Source organism: Pseudoalteromonas sp. QJM3NY_22 (assembly GCF_056173065.1).
This window is the reverse complement of the sequence record NZ_CM149655.1, coordinates 517,976-542,240: the sequence shown is the minus strand read 5'-3', so window position 1 is coordinate 542,240 and position 24,265 is coordinate 517,976. Positions and strand designations below refer to the sequence as shown.

The 24,265-nt window shown below is 40.1% G+C and carries 14 protein-coding genes and 1 pseudogene; 3 read left to right on the top strand and 12 right to left on the bottom strand.

All coding sequences use genetic code 11. The features are described from left to right. Positions 1-200: 200 nt before the first annotated feature. The 4 genes and pseudogenes from AC0VZ4_RS02485 to AC0VZ4_RS02470 form a co-directional block, all read right to left on the bottom strand. Complete coding sequence (locus AC0VZ4_RS02485) at positions 201-1,235, bottom strand: IS110 family RNA-guided transposase (RefSeq protein ID WP_033031807.1); 1,035 nt, start codon at positions 1,233-1,235, stop codon at positions 201-203. 90 nt (positions 1,236-1,325) lie between these two features. Further along, a pseudogene (locus AC0VZ4_RS02480) lies at positions 1,326-1,799 on the bottom strand (TonB-dependent receptor plug domain-containing protein); the annotation flags it as partial. Positions 1,800-2,168: 369 nt separating this feature from the next. Then, positions 2,169-2,924, bottom strand: coding sequence for a class I SAM-dependent methyltransferase (locus AC0VZ4_RS02475; protein WP_475440810.1), 756 nt, complete (start codon positions 2,922-2,924; stop codon positions 2,169-2,171). A 57-nt stretch (positions 2,925-2,981) separates the two neighbouring features. Next, the gene (locus tag AC0VZ4_RS02470) at positions 2,982-4,163 is read right to left on the bottom strand and encodes a response regulator transcription factor (protein ID WP_475440809.1); all 1,182 of its coding nucleotides are present in this window, start codon (positions 4,161-4,163) and stop codon (positions 2,982-2,984) included. A gap of 297 nt (positions 4,164-4,460) precedes the next feature. On the opposite strand from AC0VZ4_RS02470, the gene AC0VZ4_RS02465 reads away from it, so the two are divergent. Then, positions 4,461-5,639, top strand: a complete 1,179-nt coding sequence (locus tag AC0VZ4_RS02465; RefSeq protein WP_475440808.1) for an IS4 family transposase — start codon at positions 4,461-4,463, stop codon at positions 5,637-5,639. 220 nt (positions 5,640-5,859) lie between these two features. On the opposite strand, the gene prlC is transcribed toward AC0VZ4_RS02465, so the two are convergent. Next, on the bottom strand, positions 5,860-7,899 hold the full coding sequence (gene prlC, locus AC0VZ4_RS02460) for an oligopeptidase A (protein ID WP_475440807.1): 2,040 nt from the start codon (positions 7,897-7,899) through the stop codon (positions 5,860-5,862). Positions 7,900-7,985: 86 nt separating this feature from the next. After that, complete coding sequence (locus AC0VZ4_RS02455) at positions 7,986-8,660, bottom strand: DUF2461 domain-containing protein (protein ID WP_096792398.1); 675 nt, start codon at positions 8,658-8,660, stop codon at positions 7,986-7,988. Between the two features lie 78 nt (positions 8,661-8,738). Here AC0VZ4_RS02455 and gorA point away from each other — a divergent pair, with 78 nt between their 5' ends. Next, the gene (gene gorA / locus AC0VZ4_RS02450) at positions 8,739-10,103 is read left to right on the top strand and encodes a glutathione-disulfide reductase (protein ID WP_475440806.1); all 1,365 of its coding nucleotides are present in this window, start codon (positions 8,739-8,741) and stop codon (positions 10,101-10,103) included. Positions 10,104-10,448: 345 nt separating this feature from the next. On the opposite strand, the gene AC0VZ4_RS02445 is transcribed toward gorA, so the two are convergent. Beyond that, entirely contained in the window at positions 10,449-10,760 is a 312-nt protein-coding gene (locus tag AC0VZ4_RS02445) for a hypothetical protein (RefSeq protein ID WP_475440805.1), read from the bottom strand. A gap of 498 nt (positions 10,761-11,258) precedes the next feature. Here AC0VZ4_RS02445 and AC0VZ4_RS02440 point away from each other — a divergent pair, with 498 nt between their 5' ends. Then, positions 11,259-12,140 (top strand): IS982 family transposase, encoded by an 882-nt coding sequence (locus AC0VZ4_RS02440; protein WP_475441605.1) that lies wholly within the window; start codon positions 11,259-11,261, stop codon positions 12,138-12,140. A gap of 7 nt (positions 12,141-12,147) precedes the next feature. On the opposite strand, the gene AC0VZ4_RS02435 is transcribed toward AC0VZ4_RS02440, so the two are convergent. Genes AC0VZ4_RS02435 through AC0VZ4_RS02415 form a run of 5 tightly spaced genes read right to left on the bottom strand, consistent with a single transcriptional unit; the run spans position 12,148 to position 24,212 of the window. Then, positions 12,148-12,375, bottom strand: coding sequence for a hypothetical protein (locus tag AC0VZ4_RS02435; protein WP_475440804.1), 228 nt, complete (start codon positions 12,373-12,375; stop codon positions 12,148-12,150). A 56-nt stretch (positions 12,376-12,431) separates the two neighbouring features. Then, positions 12,432-13,013 (bottom strand): hypothetical protein, encoded by a 582-nt coding sequence (locus AC0VZ4_RS02430; RefSeq protein ID WP_475440803.1) that lies wholly within the window; start codon positions 13,011-13,013, stop codon positions 12,432-12,434. Between the two features lie 23 nt (positions 13,014-13,036). After that, positions 13,037-16,873, bottom strand: a complete 3,837-nt coding sequence (locus AC0VZ4_RS02425; RefSeq protein WP_475440802.1) for a contractile injection system tape measure protein — start codon at positions 16,871-16,873, stop codon at positions 13,037-13,039. A gap of 2 nt (positions 16,874-16,875) precedes the next feature. Beyond that, positions 16,876-21,498 carry a hypothetical protein gene (locus AC0VZ4_RS02420; protein ID WP_475440801.1) on the bottom strand — a complete coding sequence of 1,541 codons (4,623 nt, stop codon included), beginning with the start codon at positions 21,496-21,498 and terminating at the stop codon, positions 16,876-16,878. A gap of 14 nt (positions 21,499-21,512) precedes the next feature. After that, positions 21,513-24,212: a hypothetical protein gene (locus AC0VZ4_RS02415; RefSeq protein ID WP_475440800.1), complete on the bottom strand. Its 2,700-nt coding sequence runs from the start codon at positions 24,210-24,212 to the stop codon at positions 21,513-21,515. Positions 24,213-24,265 lie beyond the last annotated feature (53 nt).

Sequence of the window (24,265 nt, the reverse complement as noted above, 5' to 3'; positions counted from 1 at the left end):
CGAGATTAAATCTCGTGTCTTTATCTGGTTAACCTTGGTTAGCGTGCGCTTTTTATTTCATTATAAGTGAAGTACATACAGGATAAGTGTATGTTACGACTTAAGTGCCCAAACACCCACTCAGGTTTTAAAACCTATGTCATAACCAGGCTGTCTTAAGTCGTAAACTCGGGTGTGATTGGCGTGTAAAATACGCATAATTAAGCATCCTTCTGTGTATTTTGCACAAACTGAGGTGAGTAGAGAGTTTGCTTGGTCAGCAATATCCACATCAGTCGAGCCAATCTGTGTGCGGTGGCGACCACCACACAATTAAAGTGTTTTTTCTCGCGTAATTGATTTATCCACTGGCTTAGCGCATCTGTTTTATGGTGGCTTCTGGCGATAAGGGCGCGAGCACCGTGAATAAGTTGTTTTCGTAGGTAACTGTTGCCGCGCTTAGTAATACCAGACATTTTACTTTTATCGCCTGACGCATATTGTTTAGGTGTTAATCCTAGCCACACCCCGAGTTCTTTTGCGCTCTTAAATGCCTGACCGTTCCCGATTGATGCTGCATAAGCAGAGGCATTGAGTACACCCACGCCAGGAATGGAGTGAAGTATTTTAGCGTTTGTATCCCGTTCAACGTGTGCAGTAAGCATCGCTTCAATAGCTTTAATGCGTTTAACAAGGGTTTTGTACTCAGTGTAAATATCACTCACCATAATGCGCAGCTGAGGGCGAAGCTCAGAATCACTTTCTAACGCAATTATCCCTTGCTGAAACGCCTTAATACCGACAGGAAATACATACCCAAAATCGACCAATAAACCGCGTAATTGGTTGGTTGCAGCAATCCTGTTTTGCAGAAGTCGCTCACGTATCTTATGGAGCATGAGTATTTCTTGCTGAGCTTCGGTTTTAATAGGAACGAATTTAATATTAGGGCGTAAGCTTGCTTCATAGATAGCAAGGGCATCGTTACTATCATTTTTATTGCCGCGAACAAAGGGGGTAACGTGTTGTGCAGGAATAAGGTCAACGGTATGACCGTAAGACGTAAATACTCTCCCCCAGTAGTGGGAAGAATAACAGGCTTCCATCACCACGCGACACGGTGGGGCATTTGCCATGAAGGCGTTGAGTTTAGGTCTGTTTAAGCGTTTATTGCATTCTCTTTTGTGATGATGATTAAAGCCAGCGACTTGGAATACATTTTTTGCCAAATCAATTGATAATGTGCTAATTTTCATGATGGACGTTCCCTTTAACTGAATGTGAGTTAACCAGTTTGGCGCATTGACGCCGTTTAAGGGAGCGTCCATCTCATCACCATTACCAGAGCGAGCACCAAAAATACTTGCAGCTGCCGCATCCCTTAGTACCTGTATATCTGCAATATCGTGGCTATTTAGTTCATGCATGCCCGATTTAGTGGGTACACCATCAACAACATAAAGGGGATCGTTGTTACCTAAAGGTCCCAAACCTTGCCCCCGAATACGCACCGTTGCTGTAGAATCGGGTGAGCCACTCGTCGTAATTTGCAAACCAGGTACACGCCCTTGCAAATTTTTCATGATATTACCAGACGGCAAGTCAACGACATCTTCAAGGCTAACAGTGCTCACCGCACCTGTTAAATCTTTCTTTTTGACACTACCATAACCATATGAAACTTCTATTATTTCAATACCATCACTAGATATAGCTTTTTCTGGCAGCTGTTCAGCGGCAACAACACTGAGTGGTAACGTGCAGCCCAGTAGAATTGTATTAACACTAACTGCAAGTTTGTTTTTTCGAAATATGAGCATTGTGTGTGTCCTCATTTTAATTATTAATGTTGATTTCATCATACAAATTAACAACGTTGTCTTTTTATCGTGTGAATATATTTTCTGCACTAAAATTTTATGGTTACGCTTGGGCACAGAAAATAAACAACGTTGTCTTTTTAACATTTAAAAAACATCTAATCAATATAAATTAAAAATTATTAACGACAGCATTAATGCTTTTGAATGTTAATCTGGGATGGATAAATAATAATCAAGGTGTTATGAATTTATTGCGAAGTCAATTATCCAGCTTAAAGATAACGACTATCCTAGTGCAGGCAATTATTTTAAATTATGGTTTCAGCGACAAGACATCTATGTAGGAAGCTTATCGCGTTGTTATTTTTAAACCATTGCCGCCTTTACATACACATCAAAACGGTTCTTTTTGGTTTTAATTTGCATACTTGGGGTTTTGTCATTTAAAAATGGGGCGTAATCGGGACGTTTTACTACTACGCGCTTACTGGCGAGTGGGTAGGCGAATTCGAGTAAATCGTCAGCGTCGGTATCTGCACCAACAAGCTCTTGAAATACACGCATTTCTTTTTTTACTAATGCTGATTTTTCGCGATGCGGGAACATAGGATCTAAATAAACCACATCGGGCATGCTTTCACATTGCGATAGTAGAGTGTGGCTTGAACCAAATATAAGGCTCATGCTTTGCTTCATCCATGCGCCAATTTCAATGTCGTTATAAGCACGTTGCAAACCATCATACAATAACGCGGCGACTACGGGGTGGCGCTCATGTAATATAACGTTGCATCCAAGTGACGCAAGTACAAAACCATCACGCCCTAAGCCGGCAGTTGCATCAAGCACTACGGGCGTTGCGCCTTTATTTAAGCCAACCGCTTTGGCAATTGCTTGGCCTTTACCTCCACCAAACTTGCGCCTATGCGCCGCTGCGCCGGTTACAAAATCAACGTTGATCGCGCCTAATTTGGGTTCATCCGTTTTATATAAACTCAAGCCGCTATCGTCGTAATTCAGCCGAAAACCATTGTTTTGCTCTGCCCATTGAGCCAAACCAAAACTCGTTTCTAACTCATTTAAATAAGGGCGACACTCTTTAAAAGCACACTGAATAACCACTCTACACTCCGACGATAAAATACCTATTTAGTATATCAATCAGTACAGGTTAAAGCACTAAAATAGCTCTATATCGTTATTTTCAGTGGTATTTTGTAAGACAACTTCACTATAGTTACTACGCAAGCTAGCGAGTAGCCCATTACGAGTTTCACTAATTTGCTTAAGCTGACATTTAATAAATGCTAAATCGCTATTAGCAGAAGTAAACAACTGCATAGTTTTATCTAGCTTGGTAAAGTAAGACGTTAAATCACAAATATTATCACTCTCTTTTTGCACTTTAATTGCACTATCAAGCTCACTTAATTGCTCTATAAGCTGTTTAGCAATACTGTTTTTTGCCTGGCTCTGAGAATCTAATTGCTTCACTATGTCTTCAAGCACGATGCCTATTTGCGTGGCCTGTTCGTAGCTATTTTCATTATTTTGTATAGTGATTACTTTTTCATTGGTGATCTCCAATATGTGTGGAAACAAATCTTTGTAATGCCCAAATTTAGCGCTATCATCAACGGGCATGTTTTTTATCAGTAATGATATTTTAGGGTAATTAATAATTGTGCTGGAGCTAATATCGACAAACCGCTGTGCATGCCTATGTTGTTCTAATAACTCTTGTTCTAATGGGCACACTGCACTTTGCTGAGAATAAAATATGCCTCTACTTTCATACCAAAAAACAACAACAACATCTAAATCTAAATGTGTAAAAAATGCTAAAAAATATTCGCTTAATGATGAGAAATTATTAGCATGATAACTTTGCCCAACGTAGCGTATTATTCGGCCCATATCACCTGATTCAGTCATGGCCATTTCGGCTGTTTTATTTGCGTGCGCTACATCATATTTTAACTTTATGCCTTGCTGTCGATATTCGTAAAGCACTTTTATACGCGCCATTAATTCTTCTGCGTTAAAAGGCTTAGCTATATAGTCAGATGCACCAGCACTGTAACCTTTAACACGATCAGCCAACTCAATGTTGGATGATAAAAACATAACGGGAATATCTTTGGTTAGCTCATTTTTTTTAATCGTTTGGCAAACTTCAAAGCCTGATTTACCCGGCATTTCTATATCGAGCAAAATAATGTCTGGGTTATATTTATTAGCGAGCCTTAAACCTTCATCCCCATCTTTTGCATGAATAATTTTACAAAACCCTGCTAAAGACTCCTCTATTATATGGTGAACCAACTTATCGTCATCAATTGCCAATATTAGCTTTGCCATGCCCTAGTCCATTTTATTAGGTATGTTAAGAGCATAGCTCGGTAGACTGAATTTACTAAAAATATTAGGGAATAAGTTAAGGCGTATTGATCTTTGTGGATTGAAATTTGTTCAATCTAGGGGCGATTAAATCGCGGCGCGAGGTTTGTAACCTAGTGGGCTAAGTAAAAACCGAGCAACAAAGAGTTAATCGTCCCTAGAAAGAACCCAAAGGGCTGACGAATCCCCAAAACGTGACAGGCACAGCAATTTATGATCTTATGTAAATCACCACAACCCACATAAGTCACAACTGCTATGCCTGACACATCAGTTTGCCATAAGTACTTTAAACATGCATTAGCGCCATTCAATAATGCCAGAGTAAAAACATTACTAAGCTGCAGTAATGCATTAATTTCGGGCAATAAACTTACCTTAACTGAAATCGGCAGAAATTTGTCTGGCGCTGTGGATGTAAAACATAAAATAAAACGCGTTGATCGCTTCTTAAAAAATACTCACCTCTACAATGAAAGGGTCGCTATCTATAAAGCATTAGCTCATCCTATTATCGACTCTTTACCAATGCTTGCAATTGCCGTTGACTGGAGCGGTGCCTGCGGTCACGACTATCACTTACTGCGAGCAAGCTTACTTGTGGATGGGCGCTCTATCGTGATTTATAACATGATTGTTGAGCAGAAGAATTTTGATAGCCCAGCAACCAACAGCCTGTTTTTAGATGAACTTTATGAAGTGCTTGGACGACATCCTAGTGTCTATATTGTAACAGACGGCGGCTTTCTTACGCCTTGGTATAGTAAAGTACGCGAACTTGGTTGGCATATGATAGGTCGATTAAGAGGCTCAATGAAGTGTAAACTAGCCATGCAATCACAATGGCATACATTAAAACAACTTAGGGCTGGTGCCAGCGATATACCAAAGGCGTTAGGTCAAGCAAGACTAACTCAGTCCAGCCCGACAGCATGCGATACATTTTTACACGTATATCATGGAAAAAATAAAGGAAGAAAAGGAAAAAGCAGATTTACGAAAGATACAAAAATGTATCAAAACTTAGCGAAAGAGCCATGGTTACTCGCGACATCAGACAATACAATGACGAGTAAGCGAGTAGTTGGTTTATATAGTAAAAGAATGCAAATAGAGCAAAATTTCCGCGATGACAAAAGTTTGAGATATGGTTTTTCGTGGCGTTTTAGTAAAAGCACCGGCATAAATAGAATAGGAATATTATGCTTGATAGCCACAATAGCGAGCACTGCGTTATGGTTTATAGGGTGTGAAGCAGAAAAAAGAAAGTGGCATATAAAATTTCAAGCAAATAGTGTTAAGAATCGCCGAGTTCTTTCATTTTTAACCTTAGCCAAGCAAGTCATAAAGCTATGTAAGAGACGTATTACACAAAGCTATATAGAAAAAAGTTTAAAAAACTTTATTTTTAATTATCAAAAAGAGGCCGCTGGATAAAGTGGGGATCCCTCAGCCCAAAGGGCAGCGCATGTTTGGCATTTATGCTGCGTTATCGCCTATTTATGGGGAATAACCACACTACATAGGCTCTGCCTTGCCTAAATACCAAACAGTCTGCTGCAAATTCACCCACCAAAGATCAACACGCCCTAAAATTTAGATAATAAAAAAGCGCCATTTAGGCGCTTTACTTTGGTTTGTGCTAAATATTAGCTTTTTAAGCTGCAATACCGCTGTGGCGTAGTAACGCGTCAACATTAGGCTCACGACCACGGAACTTTTTAAATAATTCCATTGGCTCTTCACTGCCGCCTTTTTCTAAAATATTTTGCATGAAGGCTTGACCGGTTTGCGGGTTGAAAATACCTTCTTCTTCAAATTTAGAATAAGCATCAGCAGAGAGTACTTCAGCCCATTTATATGAGTAATAACCAGCGCTGTAACCGCCTGCAAAAATGTGGCTAAAGCCATGCTGAAAACGGTTAAACTCAGGTGGATTAACGACCGAGGTACGGCTACGCACATCGTTTAGTACGGCTTGAATTTGACACTCTTCACCCGCTTTATAATCATTGTGGATTTTAAAGTCGAATAACGAGAACTCAATCTGACGTAGCATTTGCATGCCTGAGTTGTAGTTTTTAGCCGCTAGTAGCTTATCAAGTAGCTCTTTAGGTAACGGCTCGCCCGTTTCATAATGGCCTGAAATAAAGCTCAATGCTTCTTCTTCATAACACCAGTTTTCTAAAAACTGACTAGGAAGCTCTACCGCATCCCACGCTACACCATTAATACCCGCAACAGGAGCAGCATCAACTTGTGTAAGCATGTGGTGAATACCATGACCAAACTCGTGGAATAAGGTTGTCACTTCGTCATGAGTAAACAATGCAGGTTTATCGCCAACCGCTTTATTAAAGTTACACACTAAATAAGCCACTGGAGTTTGTAGTTCGCCGTTAGCACGCACTTTACGACCCATACAGTCGTCCATCCACGCCCCACCGCGTTTACGGTCGCGTGCATATAAATCGAGATAAAAACGTCCACGTAAGGTATTGCTGCTATCTACAATTTCAAAAAAGCGTACATCTTTGTGATAAGTATCAAAGTCAGTAACTTCTTTTACGCTAATACCAAATAAACGGTTAACGGTTTCGAATAAGCCACTTAATACTTTATTTGCTGGGAAGTAAGGACGTAATACTTCATCTGAAATAGCGTATTTTTCTTGCTTAAGTTTTTCGCTGTAGTAACCAAAATCCCATGCCTGTAATTCAGAAATACCATGTTTTTGCTCAGCATAGGCTTTTAACTCTGCCACTTCTTGCTCTGCTTGTGGTTTTGATTTAGCAGCAAGGTCTTCTAAAAACGAGAATACTTGCGCTGGTGTTTCGGCCATTTTAGTTGCCAGTGACTTTTGAGCGTAGCTGTTGAATCCTAGTAACTGTGCAAGTTCATGGCGAAGCGCAAGCTCCTCGCTCATAATACCAGAATTATCAAATTCACCAGCGTTAGGGCCTTGATCTGACGCGCGCGTAGAAAACGCGGTGTAAGTTTCTCTGCGTAATTCGCGGTTATCTGCATAAGTCATAATTGGTAAATACGACGGAAAATCAAGGGTAAATACCCAACCGTCTAACTCTTTACTTTTTGCAGTATCAGCTGCAAGCGCTAAAGCAGATTCTGGCAAGCCAGCTAAGTCGCTTTCATCAGTAATGTGTTTGTGCCAAGCAAGTGTGGCATCCATTACGTTGTTGCCAAATTTTGAGGCTAGTTCTGATAAACGCGCGCTAATTTCGCCGTAGCGTTTTTGCTGCTTCGGTGCTAATGCAATACCCGATAATTTAAAATCACGAAGCGCATTAGTAATTGTTTTTTGTTGTGCTGTAGTCAGCGTTTTAAATTCGTCGCTGTTATAAAGCGTATTATACGCATTGTATAAACCTTGGTGCTGACCTACAAATGTTGAATATTCAGATATTAACGGTAAGCACTGCTCGTAAGCTTCACGTAATTCGTCGTTATTCATTACTGAATTTAAATGCGATACAGGGGAGAACATGCGCGATAATTTGTCGTCGGCTTCTTCAAGGGGTAATACTAAGTCATCCCACGTGTACGAACCTTTCGCTAACACGTCATCAATGGCTTTACGACAAAGCTCAATACCGTCTTTTAGTGCTGGTACTACGTACTCAGGCTTTATTTTTGAAAATGGTGGTAAGCCTTCAAGGCCAATTAGTGGGTTGCTCATAAATACTCTCTTTGCGTTAATGCATTACGTTTTAAATTGGGTCTAAAAGTAAAAAAACAACTCAGCCGCTTCTAAGTTGTTTAATTTTAATAAGGTTGCTCTAAAGCAAAGCACAAATAACCCATTAATGAGTCGGCCACTTTATAACGTTCTAACACCGTATCAACTAGGTTATTACTGCATATTTGCTTTTGAGTAAGTGGGCTAATGGCTATAAAGTCTTTTCGTTTGAGCTCATCTATTAAGGGGTGCTCTTTTTCAAAACCTCTTGGTGGGCGTTTTAGCGACTCTCCTGACATTTCAAATATAGATTTAAATTGCTCATCATAAATTGCTTTTTTATAGCTATTTGGGTTTTCATCTATGCAGGTTCTAATTGCATTAAGCGCCTTTGATTCTGGTCGCCAAATACCAGCACCTATAAAACATTCGTCATTTGCTAAGTGAAAATAAAAACCAGGGGCGTGTACGTCTTTTCCCATAAAATGGCGAAATTGAATTCCTACATTAATCTTATATGGGGTTTTATCTTTACTAAAACGCGCGTCTTTATGGATTCTCATTAAACTACCGCCGACTTTTTTATCTGATGCGACAAAATGGCTAGAAACCTCCGCAAGTGGTGCTTGCATTTGCCTAATGAAATCTAAAGCGGGCTCTCTTACGTATTCCTCATACTGTGATTTATGGTCGTTAAACCAGTCTCTATTATTGTTTTGATCAAGCTGAGCAAGAAATTCGAATGTTTTTTTACTAAACATAGGTCACCTAAACACTCTTTATTTTTAAAACTTAATGTTATGCTAATGCGCATAAAACTCAACGCCTAAGGACATAAAATGACACAACACTTTGATTATATTGCAATCGGTGGTGGCAGTGGTGGTATTGCCTCTGCAAATAGAGCGGCAATGCGTGGCGCTAAAGTAGCACTTATAGAAGCAAAACACATGGGCGGCACATGTGTAAACGTGGGTTGCGTACCTAAAAAAGTAATGTGGCACGGTGCTCAGGTTGCTGAAGCAATTAATTTATATGCCCCAGATTACGGCTTTAATGTTGAAGTTAAAGGCTTTGATTGGAGCAAGTTAGTAGAAAGCCGTGAAGCCTACATAGGCCGAATTCATAAAGGTTATGACAGTGGCCTTGCAAGCAATGGCGTTACTGTAATTAAAGGCTTTGCTAAATTTGTAGATAATAAAACAGTTGAAGTAAACAGCGAGCACTACACAGCCGACCATATATTAATTGCAGTAGGTGGTCGCCCAAGCATTCCGCATATTGAAGGCGCTGAGCACGGTATCGATTCAAATGGCTTTTTTGAACTAAAAGAGCAACCTAAGCGCGTTGCCGTTATTGGCGCAGGCTACATAGCCGTCGAACTTGCTGGTGTATTACACGGTTTAGGTACTGAAACACATTTATTTGTTCGTAAACATTCTCCACTTCGTAACTTTGACCCATACATAGTTGAAACACTTGTTGATGTTATGGCTGCTGAAGGCCCTACTCTTCATACAGAATCTGTACCTCATAAATTAGTTAAAGAAGATGATGGCTCTGTAACGCTGCATTTAGATAATGGCAAAACTCATAATGTTGACCAAGTAATTTGGGCCATTGGCCGCCAGCCAACAACAGACGCAATTAATGTAGCTGCTGCCGGCGTAGAAGTTAACAGCGATGGTTTTGTTAAAGTTGATGAGTTTCAAAATACCACAGCTAAAAACGTTTATGCTGTTGGTGATATTATCGAAAACGGTATTGAACTTACGCCTGTAGCAGTTAAAGCAGGGCGTACTTTATCAGAACGTTTATTTAATAAAGAACTACCTGATGATTTAAAAATGGATTACAGCCTAGTTCCTACTGTTGTATTTAGTCACCCACCAATTGGTACTATTGGTCTTACTGAGCAAGAAGCTATTTCTCAGTATGGCGAAGAAAACGTTAAGATTTACCAATCTGGCTTTACGGCTATGTACACAGCGGTAACTAAACATCGCCAGCCTTGTAAAATGAAGCTTGTATGTGCCGGCCCAGACGAAAAAGTAGTTGGCCTACATGGTATTGGTTTTGCGGTTGATGAAATGATTCAAGGTTTTGCAGTTGCCATGAAAATGGGTGCAACTAAAGCTGATTTTGATGCAGTTGTGGCTATTCACCCGACTGGCTCAGAAGAGTTTGTTACCATGAGGGGTTAGTGTAAAAAAGATACACATAAACGTTTTCAATATCTGAAAACGTTAAACTCCCCGCATTAATCACTTTATCAATGAGGGGAGTGATCAACTAATTTTAGACAGTAAATTAATTTTACCATCCGTAGCAGTAAGGCGAGCCGCCTATTGTGACTATGTGGCCCTCCAAGCTTTAATCTATACAGTAACAACCTATATCTTTCTCTATTTCTGAGTTATTTCGATAAACGGCTGCTGGTAACTATTCTACTTTTAAACTTCTTGATAAACGCCCTACCCTTATAATCGCCTTACGGTCTTATGTTTTGTTGAATTTGATAACTGCATGGGAACTTACTGCCAGCTTTGTTACTTCTTTCGGTTACGCTTGTTTCTACCTCCTATCAAAGCTTCTTTTATGACCATAATTAGTGCCATCACTACCGGCGATATCATTCCTACCACGGCAGTAAACGCTTGAAGCTCAAGAAAATATCCAGCAAGGCAAGTTACTAAGACTAACACTACCGTAGTGGGCATCGCCCATCGTCCTATTAACATAATGACAATATCTTGAGGCATAGTACGATTGGTAGATTGATCTATATTTGTTTGCTCAAGCTCGGGGTTAGGTTTGGTTTTTGCATCGCAGTCCGATGAACTCTCAAAATTTTTTTTCATCAAAATTACTCCTCTGATTGATAAATTTTTTGGGGAAGGAGGGGGAGGCAAAAGCCTCCTTAGTCAGTCGCTGCAATAGTCGTTATTAACAGGAGAAGGAAGGAGAGTATGGAAGAGGGTTACGTCTTTAAATAGGGCTACTTAATGAAGCCAAACTTGAGGACTAAAAAAGTGTTGTTCCGGTGAATATTCGAGTTGAGAATATAGGTGTGTTTGATTGGCATAAATATCAAAATAAAGAGTATATAAACGAAGCCATATAGTGAGCCTAGGCTGATCAGTTTGATTAATTTGTTGCAGCGTGTACGAACACATTACGCCACTAATAGGGAGTGAAAAACACTGCTGAAATTGCACTAATAATTCGTCAACATAGCCTTTAACTGATGCTTTAAATAATAAATTAACCTGAATCTCGTTTAAGAAATTGAACTAAATGCCTGTTCCGAGATCCGATCTTTCGACCAAAAACGATTGGATAAGCAAGGAACAGGCACGATTAAATTAGTTGAATTATTTTGCGATGTCGATGATTTTTGCAAAGTATTTATACCCCAATGGGAAAAACAATTACTCGAAGATGGCACCCAAAAACGTCAGCGTTCAGGACGTATGACGACCAGTGAAATTATGACTATTGTTATTAGTTTTCATATGTCACATCACCGAGATTTCAAAAATTACTACCTTGGCTATGTATCACTTATGTACAAAAGTGAATTTCCCAACTTGCTCAGTTACACACGATTTTTAGCCGTTATGCCAAGGGTAATTGTGCCGATGTGTGCCTATTTTACTTCACTTAAAGGTAAACCCACAGGCGTTGAATTCATTGACTCCACATGTATTAAAGTGTGCCATAATATTCGTATTCCAAGACACAAAACCTTTGATGGAATAGCCCAGCGTGGCAAAGGAACAATGGGATGGTTTTATGGCTTCAAGCTACATTTAATCGTTAATCACCATGGTGAAATTGTTGCTGCGAAAGTGACAACAGGAAATGTACATGATACTCAACCAGTGCGTGAGTTAGCGAGCTGCCTGACGGATAAATTATATGGTGACAAAGGGTATTTAAGTAAAGCTTTAGAAGCCGATTTACTCGATAAAGGGGTAAAGCTCATTACGACGGTTCGCAAAAATATGAAGGCAAAAGCGATGTCATTATGGGATAGAGCAATGCTTTCAAAACGCTTTATAATCGAAACAATTAATGACCAGCTCAAGAACATATCCTTCATTGAACATTCAAGACATCGGAGTATGAACGGCTTTATGTTGAATTTAGTCGCTGGATTGGTGGCTTATTGCTTGAAAGAAAAGAAGCCACACCTTAATTTAACTGACGTAGAGCTTAACGCATTAGTTATCGCTTAAGCAGAACTCAGGTTAAATTAGCAATACTTTGTTGCTGGATATTTTCTCCCTGCAACTGCAGCCATATTTCTTCACAGTAATGATGTTTAAATAGTTGGTATAGCTCAGATGAGGAGAAGCCAATGTCCTTCATGGTTTGCCAGCAGGTGAGATCCTCAATATTGACACTATAAATGTTTGCTGCTTCACGCTTTAAAGCAAAGACTTTTTCAAATGCCTGCACATAATTTGCCATTATCACTTCCTTTGTTAGAACTTCTAGGAATAACGTGCGGGCATTAGAAATGTGAATTAAATTCGACTCAAACTAGTCCTTTTTTCAATAAAAATAAGTGAAATAAAATCATCAAGGATTGATGCTAGCTCTGAATGATTCCTTAAATGCCCGTGCCACAAAGTCTTAGACTCGCCATTCGCTAGAAAGTGACTGTATCCTTCATCGTCAAAATATAAGTGTTGTATCTGACTATTTAACTGTGCTGTTTTATAACGACAAGCAATATGATTGCTGCCTGGTTGTGTGAAAAATACCATTTGACTATCACCGGAGGCTATTGTGTCGTCACTTTGTAAATTACCATTAAATTTAAATGTGACTTCATAAATAAAATCAACAACAGTGTTGCCACTCTCTAACTGAGCTGTTTTCGTTATAACTTCACTCGCGTAACCATGACTGGCCAACTCTATTTTTATATCACTTAACTGCGCTAACACTGTGTGTGAAAACAGCTCGTCAAAGTAACGCTTGCGATCGTATTCGCTAAGTAGGCGAGTGCTATCGGCTTTCGCTTTAGCAGCGTCATAAAGTGTTGATTTATGCTGATGTGTAAGAATCAACTCATGCGTGTTGGTTTCGCTATAGGTATGCATAAAAATCCTCTGTAACTTGTTTGTTAAAAACCATACTTCCATTCAATATGAAGTAACGCTTGACCTAACCAAGGCAATGTCACCATGCCAAGCCCCCAAGGCAACTTTGACATTAGAACGTCTTGCGGCATAGTCACTACGCGAATATGACAACCTGATTCTGTTTGCTCAACCGTCCCCTCTCGTGTAATAAACATCTTAGAAAACTCAATAGTTGGCATTCTTTTTAACACTTCCCAACGATTCACAAGCGCATGTAACATATGATCAATTGCCATAATTGTCTGTTCATTCAACTCAATGGGTTCCTCTATTTGGGTATCTAATGGCAGTCCCAGCAACGCATTAACGGTTAAACTAACTTCAATAAGTGGATCAATATTAGCGATATAACAAAGCACGGCATGCGCCTGCATTTGCGTGTCATCGTTTTTAAACTCCCCTTCATCCATCAGCTCAAGCCTGGTAAACAAAGTAGGTAAAAAAGGCCATAGAATAACCAAACCCACATCAAATGTGACAGGCTCACTTTGCTGTTCATTCACTTGTTGTAATTGCGCTAGCTGCGTTTTAACTTGTGAAATAGCACTTTGAACAACCCCTTTTTCGCCCTCTGAAGACGTGGTTCTGGCAAGCTTTGTTAAAAGTCTTTTACTTTGTTTAATTGCCTGTTTGAGATCAGAATTTTGCAGTGTTGATTGAACATCAGCTCGTTTTTCTATATGAGCTAATAAGTTTTGCGTTTCATCAACGCGTTCAACCGCCATTAATGCGTTAAGTAGCGTTTCTGAGCGGGTTACTACTTGGTTTCTCTCTCCTTGAGGCGAAGTTACGAGCGTCTGTGCTATCAATGCTTCTTTTGCGTCATGTTTAACTAATATTGATGAATGAGTACCTATGGTTTCCTCTGTATATGAACTCACTTTATTAAGCTTATTATTCTGTGCTGATAACGCTGAACCATGGTGTACTTCATCGTCTTTAATTGTCTCTATATCCAGCTCGACATGTGAGCTTTGAGTTTGTTTTATACCCCCCTTACTTTGACGTGTATTATTATTTTCAAACGCTATTTTTTGCATATTGAGCTTAGACACTTGCGCTGAATTATTATCGAGTGTCACTTGTGTTTTATCGACATTAACTTGATTTTCATCGCTATACTCAAACGTTTCTGAAGGTTTATGACTTATGTTCATATCGCTACTCATGTTTAACAATACGCTGTCATTGTTATCTTCATGCGTAAGTACATCTGGTAGAAAATTATTACGTAGTTTGTCATCGTCTTTAGTGGCATTTAAGGTAGCTTTAGTGAAAGACACTTGCTCGTCCTCAACCAAGGTTGATACCGCTCCATGTGTAATATGCGTATCAACTTTATGCTTTTGCAAATTACATTGCACCGCTAGAGGTTTTTCATCCACCTCATATTCTTGGGTTATGTTATGAGTAACGCTGTCAGCTCGTCGCTCATTTTTTTGTGGCTGAAAAACCGTAACTTGTTCATCATTGAAATTTGCTATGCGTGATGTATAAAGTTCCTCAATATTAAAAGGCTGCAGCCATACACTATTCATTTCTGTTAGATGTTTTGTTGCATGACTAATCAAAGGTGTGAACCAAGCATCCAAACCAACCTCGGCACGCGCTATGAGCGGTAACTTTTGAAGTAGCTCTTTTTCAATCAAACCTAACGACTGAACGTGCTGTGTAATTATTTTTTGCAGCTGCTTGCACTGCTCATCTTGCTTTATTTCACCAAAAAGTAATGAACTTAGTTCATTAGCAAGCCATACTTGCTGATTTAAAACAAAACGATAAACACGCTGTAATGATGGCTGATAGCAAAACTGTAATTTATACCCAAATTTAGCCATGTGGGTGACTCTAGCGTAACATTGCCAAGTAATAGAGCCACGGTTATTCATTGCAGTTTGCCCAGATGTTAAAGCATGTTGTTGCTCAAAACTTTGAACCATGTTTACTAAATTGCGGTTAAGTTTTTGATAAAGTTTATCTAAACACTCATGCATAGCTTTTTCACTCTGCGCACCATCAAATAACAATCCGGTTAAGTTAGCTTGAGTAGTTGATTCATCTGAAAGAGCGCGTTGACACTCTACCTGTAACTTTTCAACGATCCGATTAAGTGCATGACCACTTTCTGTACTGTGTAATTGCAACCATAAGTTCGAGTTTTTTTGAATAGGTAAGCTTTTCAATAGTTCAATAACACAAGGTAGTACTATGTGATCATAGGCATCTAGGGACATCGTTTGTTGATACTGCACCAACCAAATTTTAATCTGTTTGAGCACAGTCGATAGTTCATTATGGTTAACTTGTATAGCGAACTCATCTAATTGCTTCTTCGTCGCTATTTGCTGATATTGCTTACTCCATCTATTTACGTCATCAAACCAGCATTGTATTTCTTGTTCAGGTATACGCTTTTTTACTTGCCATTTAATCGGTCTCTCTAAGAGTAGAGCTGGCACATCAGGCAACCGACTCAACAAGCTATAGAGCCTCAACACTCCCAATTTTTGGTTATTTACGTGGCAACTAAATAGCCCTTCAGAACCTAGCTTGTCTGTTAGTTTTACTATTTTATCTACTGTATGCTGCGGTGTTTCTCTCTTTCGAAAAGTATCGCCGACCGCTTGAGTTATTTGGGTTAATTTGGAAGCTAAAGTTACGCTTAGTCGTGTTTGATTGGCGCGAATAACCTGCAGTGCGAACCAAGCTTTTAGCCTTTGCTTTGGTAAAGCATGTGAATCAGCAAGGATCTGTAATAATGTTAATACCTGTTTTAAAGTTTGTTGTTGCTTTACCCCTAAAACATTGACTTTTTTGGCTATATTTAGTTTCCTACTGTCATTGTTAACCAACTCTGTGTGCTCAACCAGCTCAATTGCTAGATCACTTTGCTTCGCAGCACTAGTAACAATACGCTGTAAATCACTCAGTAATTTTTTATTACACTGCGCTTTATTTAATACACACCACATGCTGAGCATTTGCCTATATTTAGGTGTATTAAGTACAGCAGTAGTTTGTAGTAATAATCGCTCGCTAAAAGCGCTATGGGCAACAAATAATTCATGTAGTGAGAGCAACAAAATGCACTGTTGTTCGCGCTCAGTATGCTCAGTGATACTCGTCGTAAATTCTAATAAGCGAATAAAACGATCACATTGCGCCATACTTAAGCAAGCCAACAATTTGCTAACTCTTTGCTGTTCTTGCGCATTATAAAGTGGCGCCACCAGCAACAGGAGTACCGTTTTATCTTGTTTGAATAACTGTACTAACCTTTGCCTAAGTTGCGGCCAATTTGGCTCTGCTTGGAGTTGCTGAAGCGGGTTAGAGATGGTTTTAATTGCTTCACTAATTTGCCTTTTTAACTCAAGTCTAAGCGTCGTCTTGGCCATTATTCCCTGTGGATTTTGTTTACTTAATTTTATAAGTAAACTAAGTGAAACCCTATTAAGACGAGTTGCACCTTGGCTATTTATCACAGCGAACTGAGCAGAGTTCTGTTTACGGTATTGTTTTAATGGCCTTGCTATGCTGTCGCTCAGCAGCGGATAAACATAATGTTTAAACGCTGCAAATGGGTCTAGCATTACAAATTGCCAATCAATTTCAGCCAAATCAATAACCAAATCAGGTAACTTAATCGTATCAAGCTGTAAGTCTGATTCATCTAATTCAGGCCAGTCCATTTGTGATAGACCTTGCATGATCCACTCTGAAAATTGACTTTGAACATCATCCAAGGTTATGTCTGATGCACGCAAAGCTGATTGAGGGGCCTGTATATCAGCCCTAAACTGTTTGATGGTTAGTTTCATAATTAAAAGTGATCATTGCGCCAAGGTTGAGTACCACACATCACTGGGCCATCTAAATATAATGCATGCCACCAGTAATCTTGATGTGTATGGTCATCGTGACTAATGTCTCCTCCTGCACTATAAATATGATGCCCAACACTCGCCTCCGCACGGTTACTTCGCCAATAACCCTGTGCCATCAGGTTTTGACATTTATATGCGCCACCACCGTATAGCACCGCGGTGTTAGCACGTGCAACTACTTGACAATCATCGCAATACGCAACACCTGCGCCATATTCAGAGTGACATGACGACACATCTAAAATTGACTCTCGCACACCATACACACCGCCACCTTGGCGTGTTGCTGAACAGTGTTTAATATTGCCAGCTTCGAGACCACTGACGTCAGCCTCACCGTAAATAGCCCCACCATCACCATTAACATGGTGATTTTCGATGACACAATTAAGTTTTGTGCTTTGCACATAACGTAAATGAAATGCGCCTCCATTACCTTCATACAAGCCACCATTAAGTAATGAACCATCGAAGGTAAAACCACGCATTTCAACACTTTTGATCAGCGCGTCACTTTGACCATGAATTAAAAAGCGACACCCTGCATGTTCTTTTACAATGCGCGTTTCTCGTTCATTAAAACCTATAATACTAACGTTTGAACCTATGCGTACTTGTTGTTTCAATTTGTAAACTCGGTTCATTTGTGGATGACTGGTGTGTGGCAGTAGTAAAAGAGTCACATTGCAGAGCAACTCTCGGCTCATCACTTCATCAAACTCTTGCTGATTTTGTATCAACAGTACTTTGTTACTTTTAGCCCACGACCAACAATGCGCATCTATATACGCTTTTACGGCAGCCTGTGTTGCCAGAGCTTCATCTGAAGCCATATCACCACCAAGATCAACATCAGCTGATATACAGTCAATCATTTGGGTTTCACCCAATTGGAGTGTTGATGAATTAAGTGACCCATTAACAGTGCAATCACTTTGTATGATGGCACCATCAGCAAAGCTTAAGCTATTATCCACCAGCAATGCATTGCGAACACGTACATCCCCTTCAATATCTAATTTATGGCTTGGTGTTTGCGTGCCGATACCAACATTACCTTCTGATGTTATGTGTAGGGCATCGTGGCCATTAGCTTGAATCATTAATGGAGCAGCATCTTTGCCCGACTCAACATTGATAAGATGCTCACCCTCAGTGCCAAATACCGACATAGAGGGCCCCGTTATACGGCTTCCCATTTGCAAAGTACTAAGTAAATTAACTTGACCATGCACTGTTACTGCATTATTGAACGTGGCTGCTGGTGTAACAGACACCTGTGAACCAACCTCTAATCCTTCAATGTTTATACCGCCTTGGAACGTTGCTTGCTTAGCAACTGTAAGGGTATCTCGCAATGACGTGTGATTTTGGACCGAAAGCTCATCATTGAGCCTTACCGAACCTTGGAATGTACTTTCACTTTTCACTTCAACATGGCGATTAAATGTTGAGATACCATCCACTAACAACGTATCTTTGAGATGAACATCATCACTAACAGTTAAGTCCGATCGCAGCTCAACATCGCCAAATATTTTTGCTCCATCTAAGCACTCTAATCGACCAGAGCCGTGCAACGTTCCTTTAAGCTCAACATCACCTCTAAATACTGCATTGCCGTTAACATCCAATGCTTGTGTTGGTGAGTCGGTTTGTACACCAAGCTTACCGTCTTCAATCACAACGGGTTTTGCACCTTGATGGTAAACAGCAAAAGCTTTTGCAAAATGATTTTGGTCAATAGCCACTTGTGCTATACCTGCAGGCATACCTGCTGATTCGTCATCAATAACGCTACTAAAAGGTAAACCAAAGCGCGCTTCTCCTGCGAGTTCGCTATTACCGTACACATTAATGTTACTTCTAAAGCTGGCATACTCATCAACATGTAAACTTTCATCGACCTCTAAGCGCCCTTTGATCCCAACGTCTTTTCTAAACTGACTATCTTCAGCAACATCGAGCGCATAATCGGGTCGCTCAACACCCACACCTAATCGACCGTCGTTAAATACTAAACCCGCCTGGCCTCCCTGCCTTTCAATATAAAGCCCTTGCTTTCCTTGCTCTTGAATATGTAACCGTGCGTTTGCCGGTTTATCTGATAGATTTAAGTCACCCTCTATCTCTACATCAGTATCAAATTGCGCTCCGCCTTCAACAAGTAACGCATTACCGCTTTCAGTGGGCGATATTTTCATACCATCCATAACACTCACATGGCCATTCACTGTAAGTGTATTATCGACGGTCGTTGGACCATTAGCATTGAAGTTATCAGAAAAGGTCACAGCACCATCTGTTACCGTTAAGCCATTATGAAAATCAACGGCATCTGTCACAGATAAAGTGCCCGCTAGGTGGCTAGAACCTTGCACAGCTAAGGCATCTTTTTGTTGCTGCGCGCTATTATTCGTTACGCTAAGTGATAAACCATCGTCAACTTGAGCCGTGCCATTAACACACAGCTTGTTTTTTAGTTTAGTGTCGCCTTGAACTTCAAGCGCAACCTCTTCACCCGAGTTCGCCTCACCCATGATCTGCACTTGACCAGTCACACAAGCTTGGCCAGTTAGTGCAAAATTCACATCAGATACTGGTAATGGCTGGTTAATAGCAAGTTGACCAGCAGCCATATAAGTTGCAAAACCTTCAGTGGCATGTTCCACTTTTATTGCCGCTTGTTCACTCAATTGGGTGATATGCACTTGCGAGTTGGCAGTTCTTAATAATGGACTACCGGCAACACCCACCGTTAATTGACCATGAACCTCTGTATTACCAAAAATACCAGCACCGCCATGCACACTAAGTTGTGTGGAAAAATTACTGTTCCCCATAACCACATTCATATCGTTGACGCTGAAAATGGCTTCGCCGTTATTGTTCAATACATTAATATCACTGGCAAAATCTACAGAGTGCGCAAACAGCGCATCAGCTCCTACGTGCAAGGGCTTCATTGGGTTAGATTCAAAAAGACCTAATTTATCCATCTTACTGGTGATGATAGGCGTCACTGCTTGGCCGTTAAAATGACTGATCTCAACGCCTGAAGGGTTACTTGGACTACTCAATACAGCAAGCTTTGCGTCGCACTCCCAGTTTAGTTGATCATTGTTTGAAGTAATATTAAGCTGATTATAAATCTGCGCTTGTTCAATATCAGCGTGAGTGTTCACCGTTAAACTATCAGTCGTTGTACTGCCAGCAATTAACTGGCCATTTATTGTTGCTGTATCACTATCAAGGTGCTGATTTACTGTTACGCTTTCGCCAGTGACATGTCCCTCAACGCTTAAAGCATCTTTAATTTTAGTTGCTTGGTACACCGTAATTTTTGATTCATCTAGCAACGGGGCATCTGTGACTTTGACAAACTGTGCTGCGTTCGTCGCTATATTTAATAATGGCTCTCCGGTGTTACCATTCACATCTAACTTAGCCGTAGCGTTAACTTTGCCCAATGCAAGCTTACCTGATACCGCTAAGCTTCCAGCGTCAATCGGTAATTCATTCACACCCACTGACATTGATTCAGAGACACTAACATTACCTTCAAAGTGACTTTTATCTAGCCCGTTAAGCTTCACATAATGCGCATTTCGTATATCACCAAAAAGCGCATCACTGGCCACATGAAAATCGGCAGCAACATCCGTTGTGCCCACACCAACCTTACCTTCAGAATTAATAAAAAATGGCGTGGTATCGTTGTTATAGTCATCTACTCGCAGCAAGGCATCCATATCACTACTGCGTTTTGAGATGTGCAGTTTAGCTTGCGTACTTTGCGCATCAATCCCCACACCTAATGTGTCACTTACTTCTAGATGCTTGGTAAATATCGCATTTTCACCTTCAAGCTTGTCGCTAAGTATTGTTTTACCTGTAACCACTAATGTATCGGCACTGGCATTTGCAAGTGTCGATGATACTGACACCACCAAATCTGACGCATCAATTGTATCCGTCACATTAAGTGATTTAGCTGTAACAGATTTTGTGATGTTTGCATCACCAGATATCGTGACTTTAGGTGCTGTATTTTCATCAAGCTCGGCACGTAAGATTTCTGTACTGGCGTTGTTAACCAGCAATGCATCAGTATTAAGTTGTACCGTATTCACCTGAGCAGTCGCATTGAGCATACTTGCTTGTACAGTGCCCGAAACTTGCAGCTTTTTATCGTATTTTGAAAGCGACAATACACCGTCAAACATTTCCATGCTGTCACTATCGAGATTTAGCGTTTGCGTCTCACCTTGTGTCATGCTCAATTCGTTAGCACTTAATTTCAACTTTTCATTGGTTTGTGTATCAGATGTGATAGTCAGAGGTGCAGACACTTCTAATTCACTTTTATCATCTACTTTAACCACTTGAATAGGATCATCTACTTGATTGAAACTAGAGCGGATCAACGTCTCAAAATCATTGCCTGAGGGCGTTTTTAGATCATCAAACTTCTCAATAAGTGAATCGCGGTTTTCCTTTTCAATTACTGTTGTTGCATGCGCAGGTAACGTCGCATTTTGATCATTAAGTGTAGTCATTATGTGTTCCTTAATTAAATTCGATTTGGCGTGCTGTTAGCAACGATAAATTGGTACTTCTCTGGCGAAATTGGATTAATAGCAGAAATAGACACAGGAAAAAGTGGCTTTAAATAAGCCAAAGGCGTATAGCTAATGGCGAGCCGCTGCTGACGGGATGCATGCTCTTGTAGACTAGGGCGACAGATTTCATCAATGTGATGCTGTGCTGTTAGATAAAAAATAGTATCGGCATCAAATCCATCGGGAAAGTTCGCATCGTGGCTTAGGATATTCTCATTAACCGAATCATGTATTTGATCAGCGTTTTGCCCTGTGATAATAAAATCAGTATTTGAATGTTCACTATCGTAGGTATTGAGTAGCTCCACTATGGTGGCTTTTATTGCATTCCAATTACCATGCTGCAGTGCTTGATACGTGAGTATTAAATCTGCAAGCAGCCAATGTGTGTGGCCTTTGTCATCAGTACTTTTGGGTTCAATTAAAAAAGAACTTAGTAGCTGGCTAAGTTGCTCTGTAATATTTAGCAGAGTGTCATTTTGCTCACTAAAACGAGTACGTTGAGTTTGCGCAAAATAATTCAACCAACCATAATATAAGCGTTCAAATAAACTCATCGTTTCTCTGTCTAGCCATAGACATTGCACAGGCATATGCAACGGCGTGTATTCACGGATCGTACGTTGTACAAAATCCTGAAATTCTGCTGTGGCAAAACGAGTTGTCCAATCAGGTAAAATGACGTGTAAAGTATCGCTCAGTGCTGGCGTTGTAAGTAAACTCCCTTCAACCAAGTAAAAGCTTTCTCGGTTATGGGTGGCCAATGGCATTTGACCAGGGTGCGACATGCCAAGGCGGCGCATAATACCCTTAGCCATAGAACTGCAATGCTGATACTGTAAAGTTTTAGAAAGATAATCAAAACCACGACAACGATTCTGCCCTAAATCACCAATCTCACTTAGCAAGCGGCATTTATCTATGTACTGACGCAACAATACCAAACGCTCAAGCAATGATTCATCAGGGTTAGGATCTCGTTCATCTTTTAAGCTTGGTGCATAAAGCGCAAATACCGCTTTGTATTTTAATAAATTACTATCAACAGGACGTTCAGCAAATCGTGCTAGTAAATGGTCTACGCTTTGACTTAATCGTGTCAATTGTGCAATAGAAAAGTCACTCTCAAGGCTGTGTTGCATGCCCCGCTGCCTGTAATTAAGCGATTGAGTATCTAACAAATGCTCAATTCCACTTATTTCTTCTAGCGCCTGACTTAATTGCGAATGCGGTAAAGTGCAAGCATGCTGCCAAAATACGTCAACCTGTTGAGCATTTAACGACTCACTAGCCAACATACAATCGAGTAACTTACCCAAACTTTCAAATGATTGCGGCTTTGGAAGCGAGAGAATATCGGGCAAAACATCAAGTTGTTTATGCTGATCTGCCAGTATTTGATCAAACAGATGTAAATACCCTTTAAACTGTAGTAATCGAGCCTTTTCAGTACTATCAATAGCTTCATTTAAGGTGTGCTCTGCAACAGCATACACTTGTGGAAGTTCATTCTGTAATGAACGATAGTCACTTAATCCTAAATGCCCTGCTTGCTCAAATTTAGGTAACATGACTGACTGAGTAACTTGAGGAGCTTGATTAAGCACCTGCAAACCTTGGCGTATCAGGATTTTTTCTTGTTCGGTTAGCTGATATGACTGACCATCAATCAGTAAATTTAAGTCATTAAAAAAATTATCTTCATCAAAGCCTAATTGCGCAATGTTAACGATTTGCTCGTTATCATCGCTACCAAATTGAATTTGCCAAAACTCATAACCATCTTGAGCATTGTAGTTCCCATTCGCATTATTCTGATCGGCTAAAAACCGAAACGCGTTAACGCGCTCTATGTTTTCATACCCATGTAATACACTTAAAATGTCTGAGCTAAACAAGCGCACGCTATAAGATGACTTATGTAAGTCTTCATCTAGTACAAAGCCATGATGTAATTTGGGTCCTTGATAGATTTGCCCAGTACACATGCCAAGTTGTAATAACTGCTGCGCAGAATACTTAGGGATATCAGGGGAGATCTCCCGACCGATTAACGTATACAAATCCGTTAATAAAGCCACTAAATTATCAACATGTTGTAATGACAAGGTCATGCCTATTGTCACTTTACTGACGTCATAAAATGTAATATCACCTAGTCTATGGTTCACGCATCGAGCTTGGCTAAATACACGGCTAATCAGCTGTGTTACATTTGTTTTTTTGTCGTCATTAGTTGAGTACAACAGCACATTAAAATCTAAAACAGTGGCATTTGAGTCTTCGGTTTGACGCGATATAACATGTACATTTTTAACTTCTAGTAAATCTAAAATAAGGCGTCGATAGTCATCTTCTGTCACACAGTGACTAAATAACACTTGCTCGGGCTCGTAAAATTTAACACTCCCCCCACTATGTGGTTGCGCTAATAGCTCCGGAATTGGATAGTCCAACTTATAACTGAGATCAGACAGCACATACACCAACACTTCTAGTACCGTTACACCAGGATCAAAACGGTTGTGATCGGTCCAGGTATTGGGCGCGAATTGTTGTATTCTAGCTATGCCTTGCTGACGCAGTGCCTCTAAATCTTGCCCCGTATTTCTGGGCGCAATATTTAAGATCTGCAGAACTTGATTGTCCATAACATTCCTGAATTAGTCATATGAATAACTACAAGACGCACGCATCCAAAAAC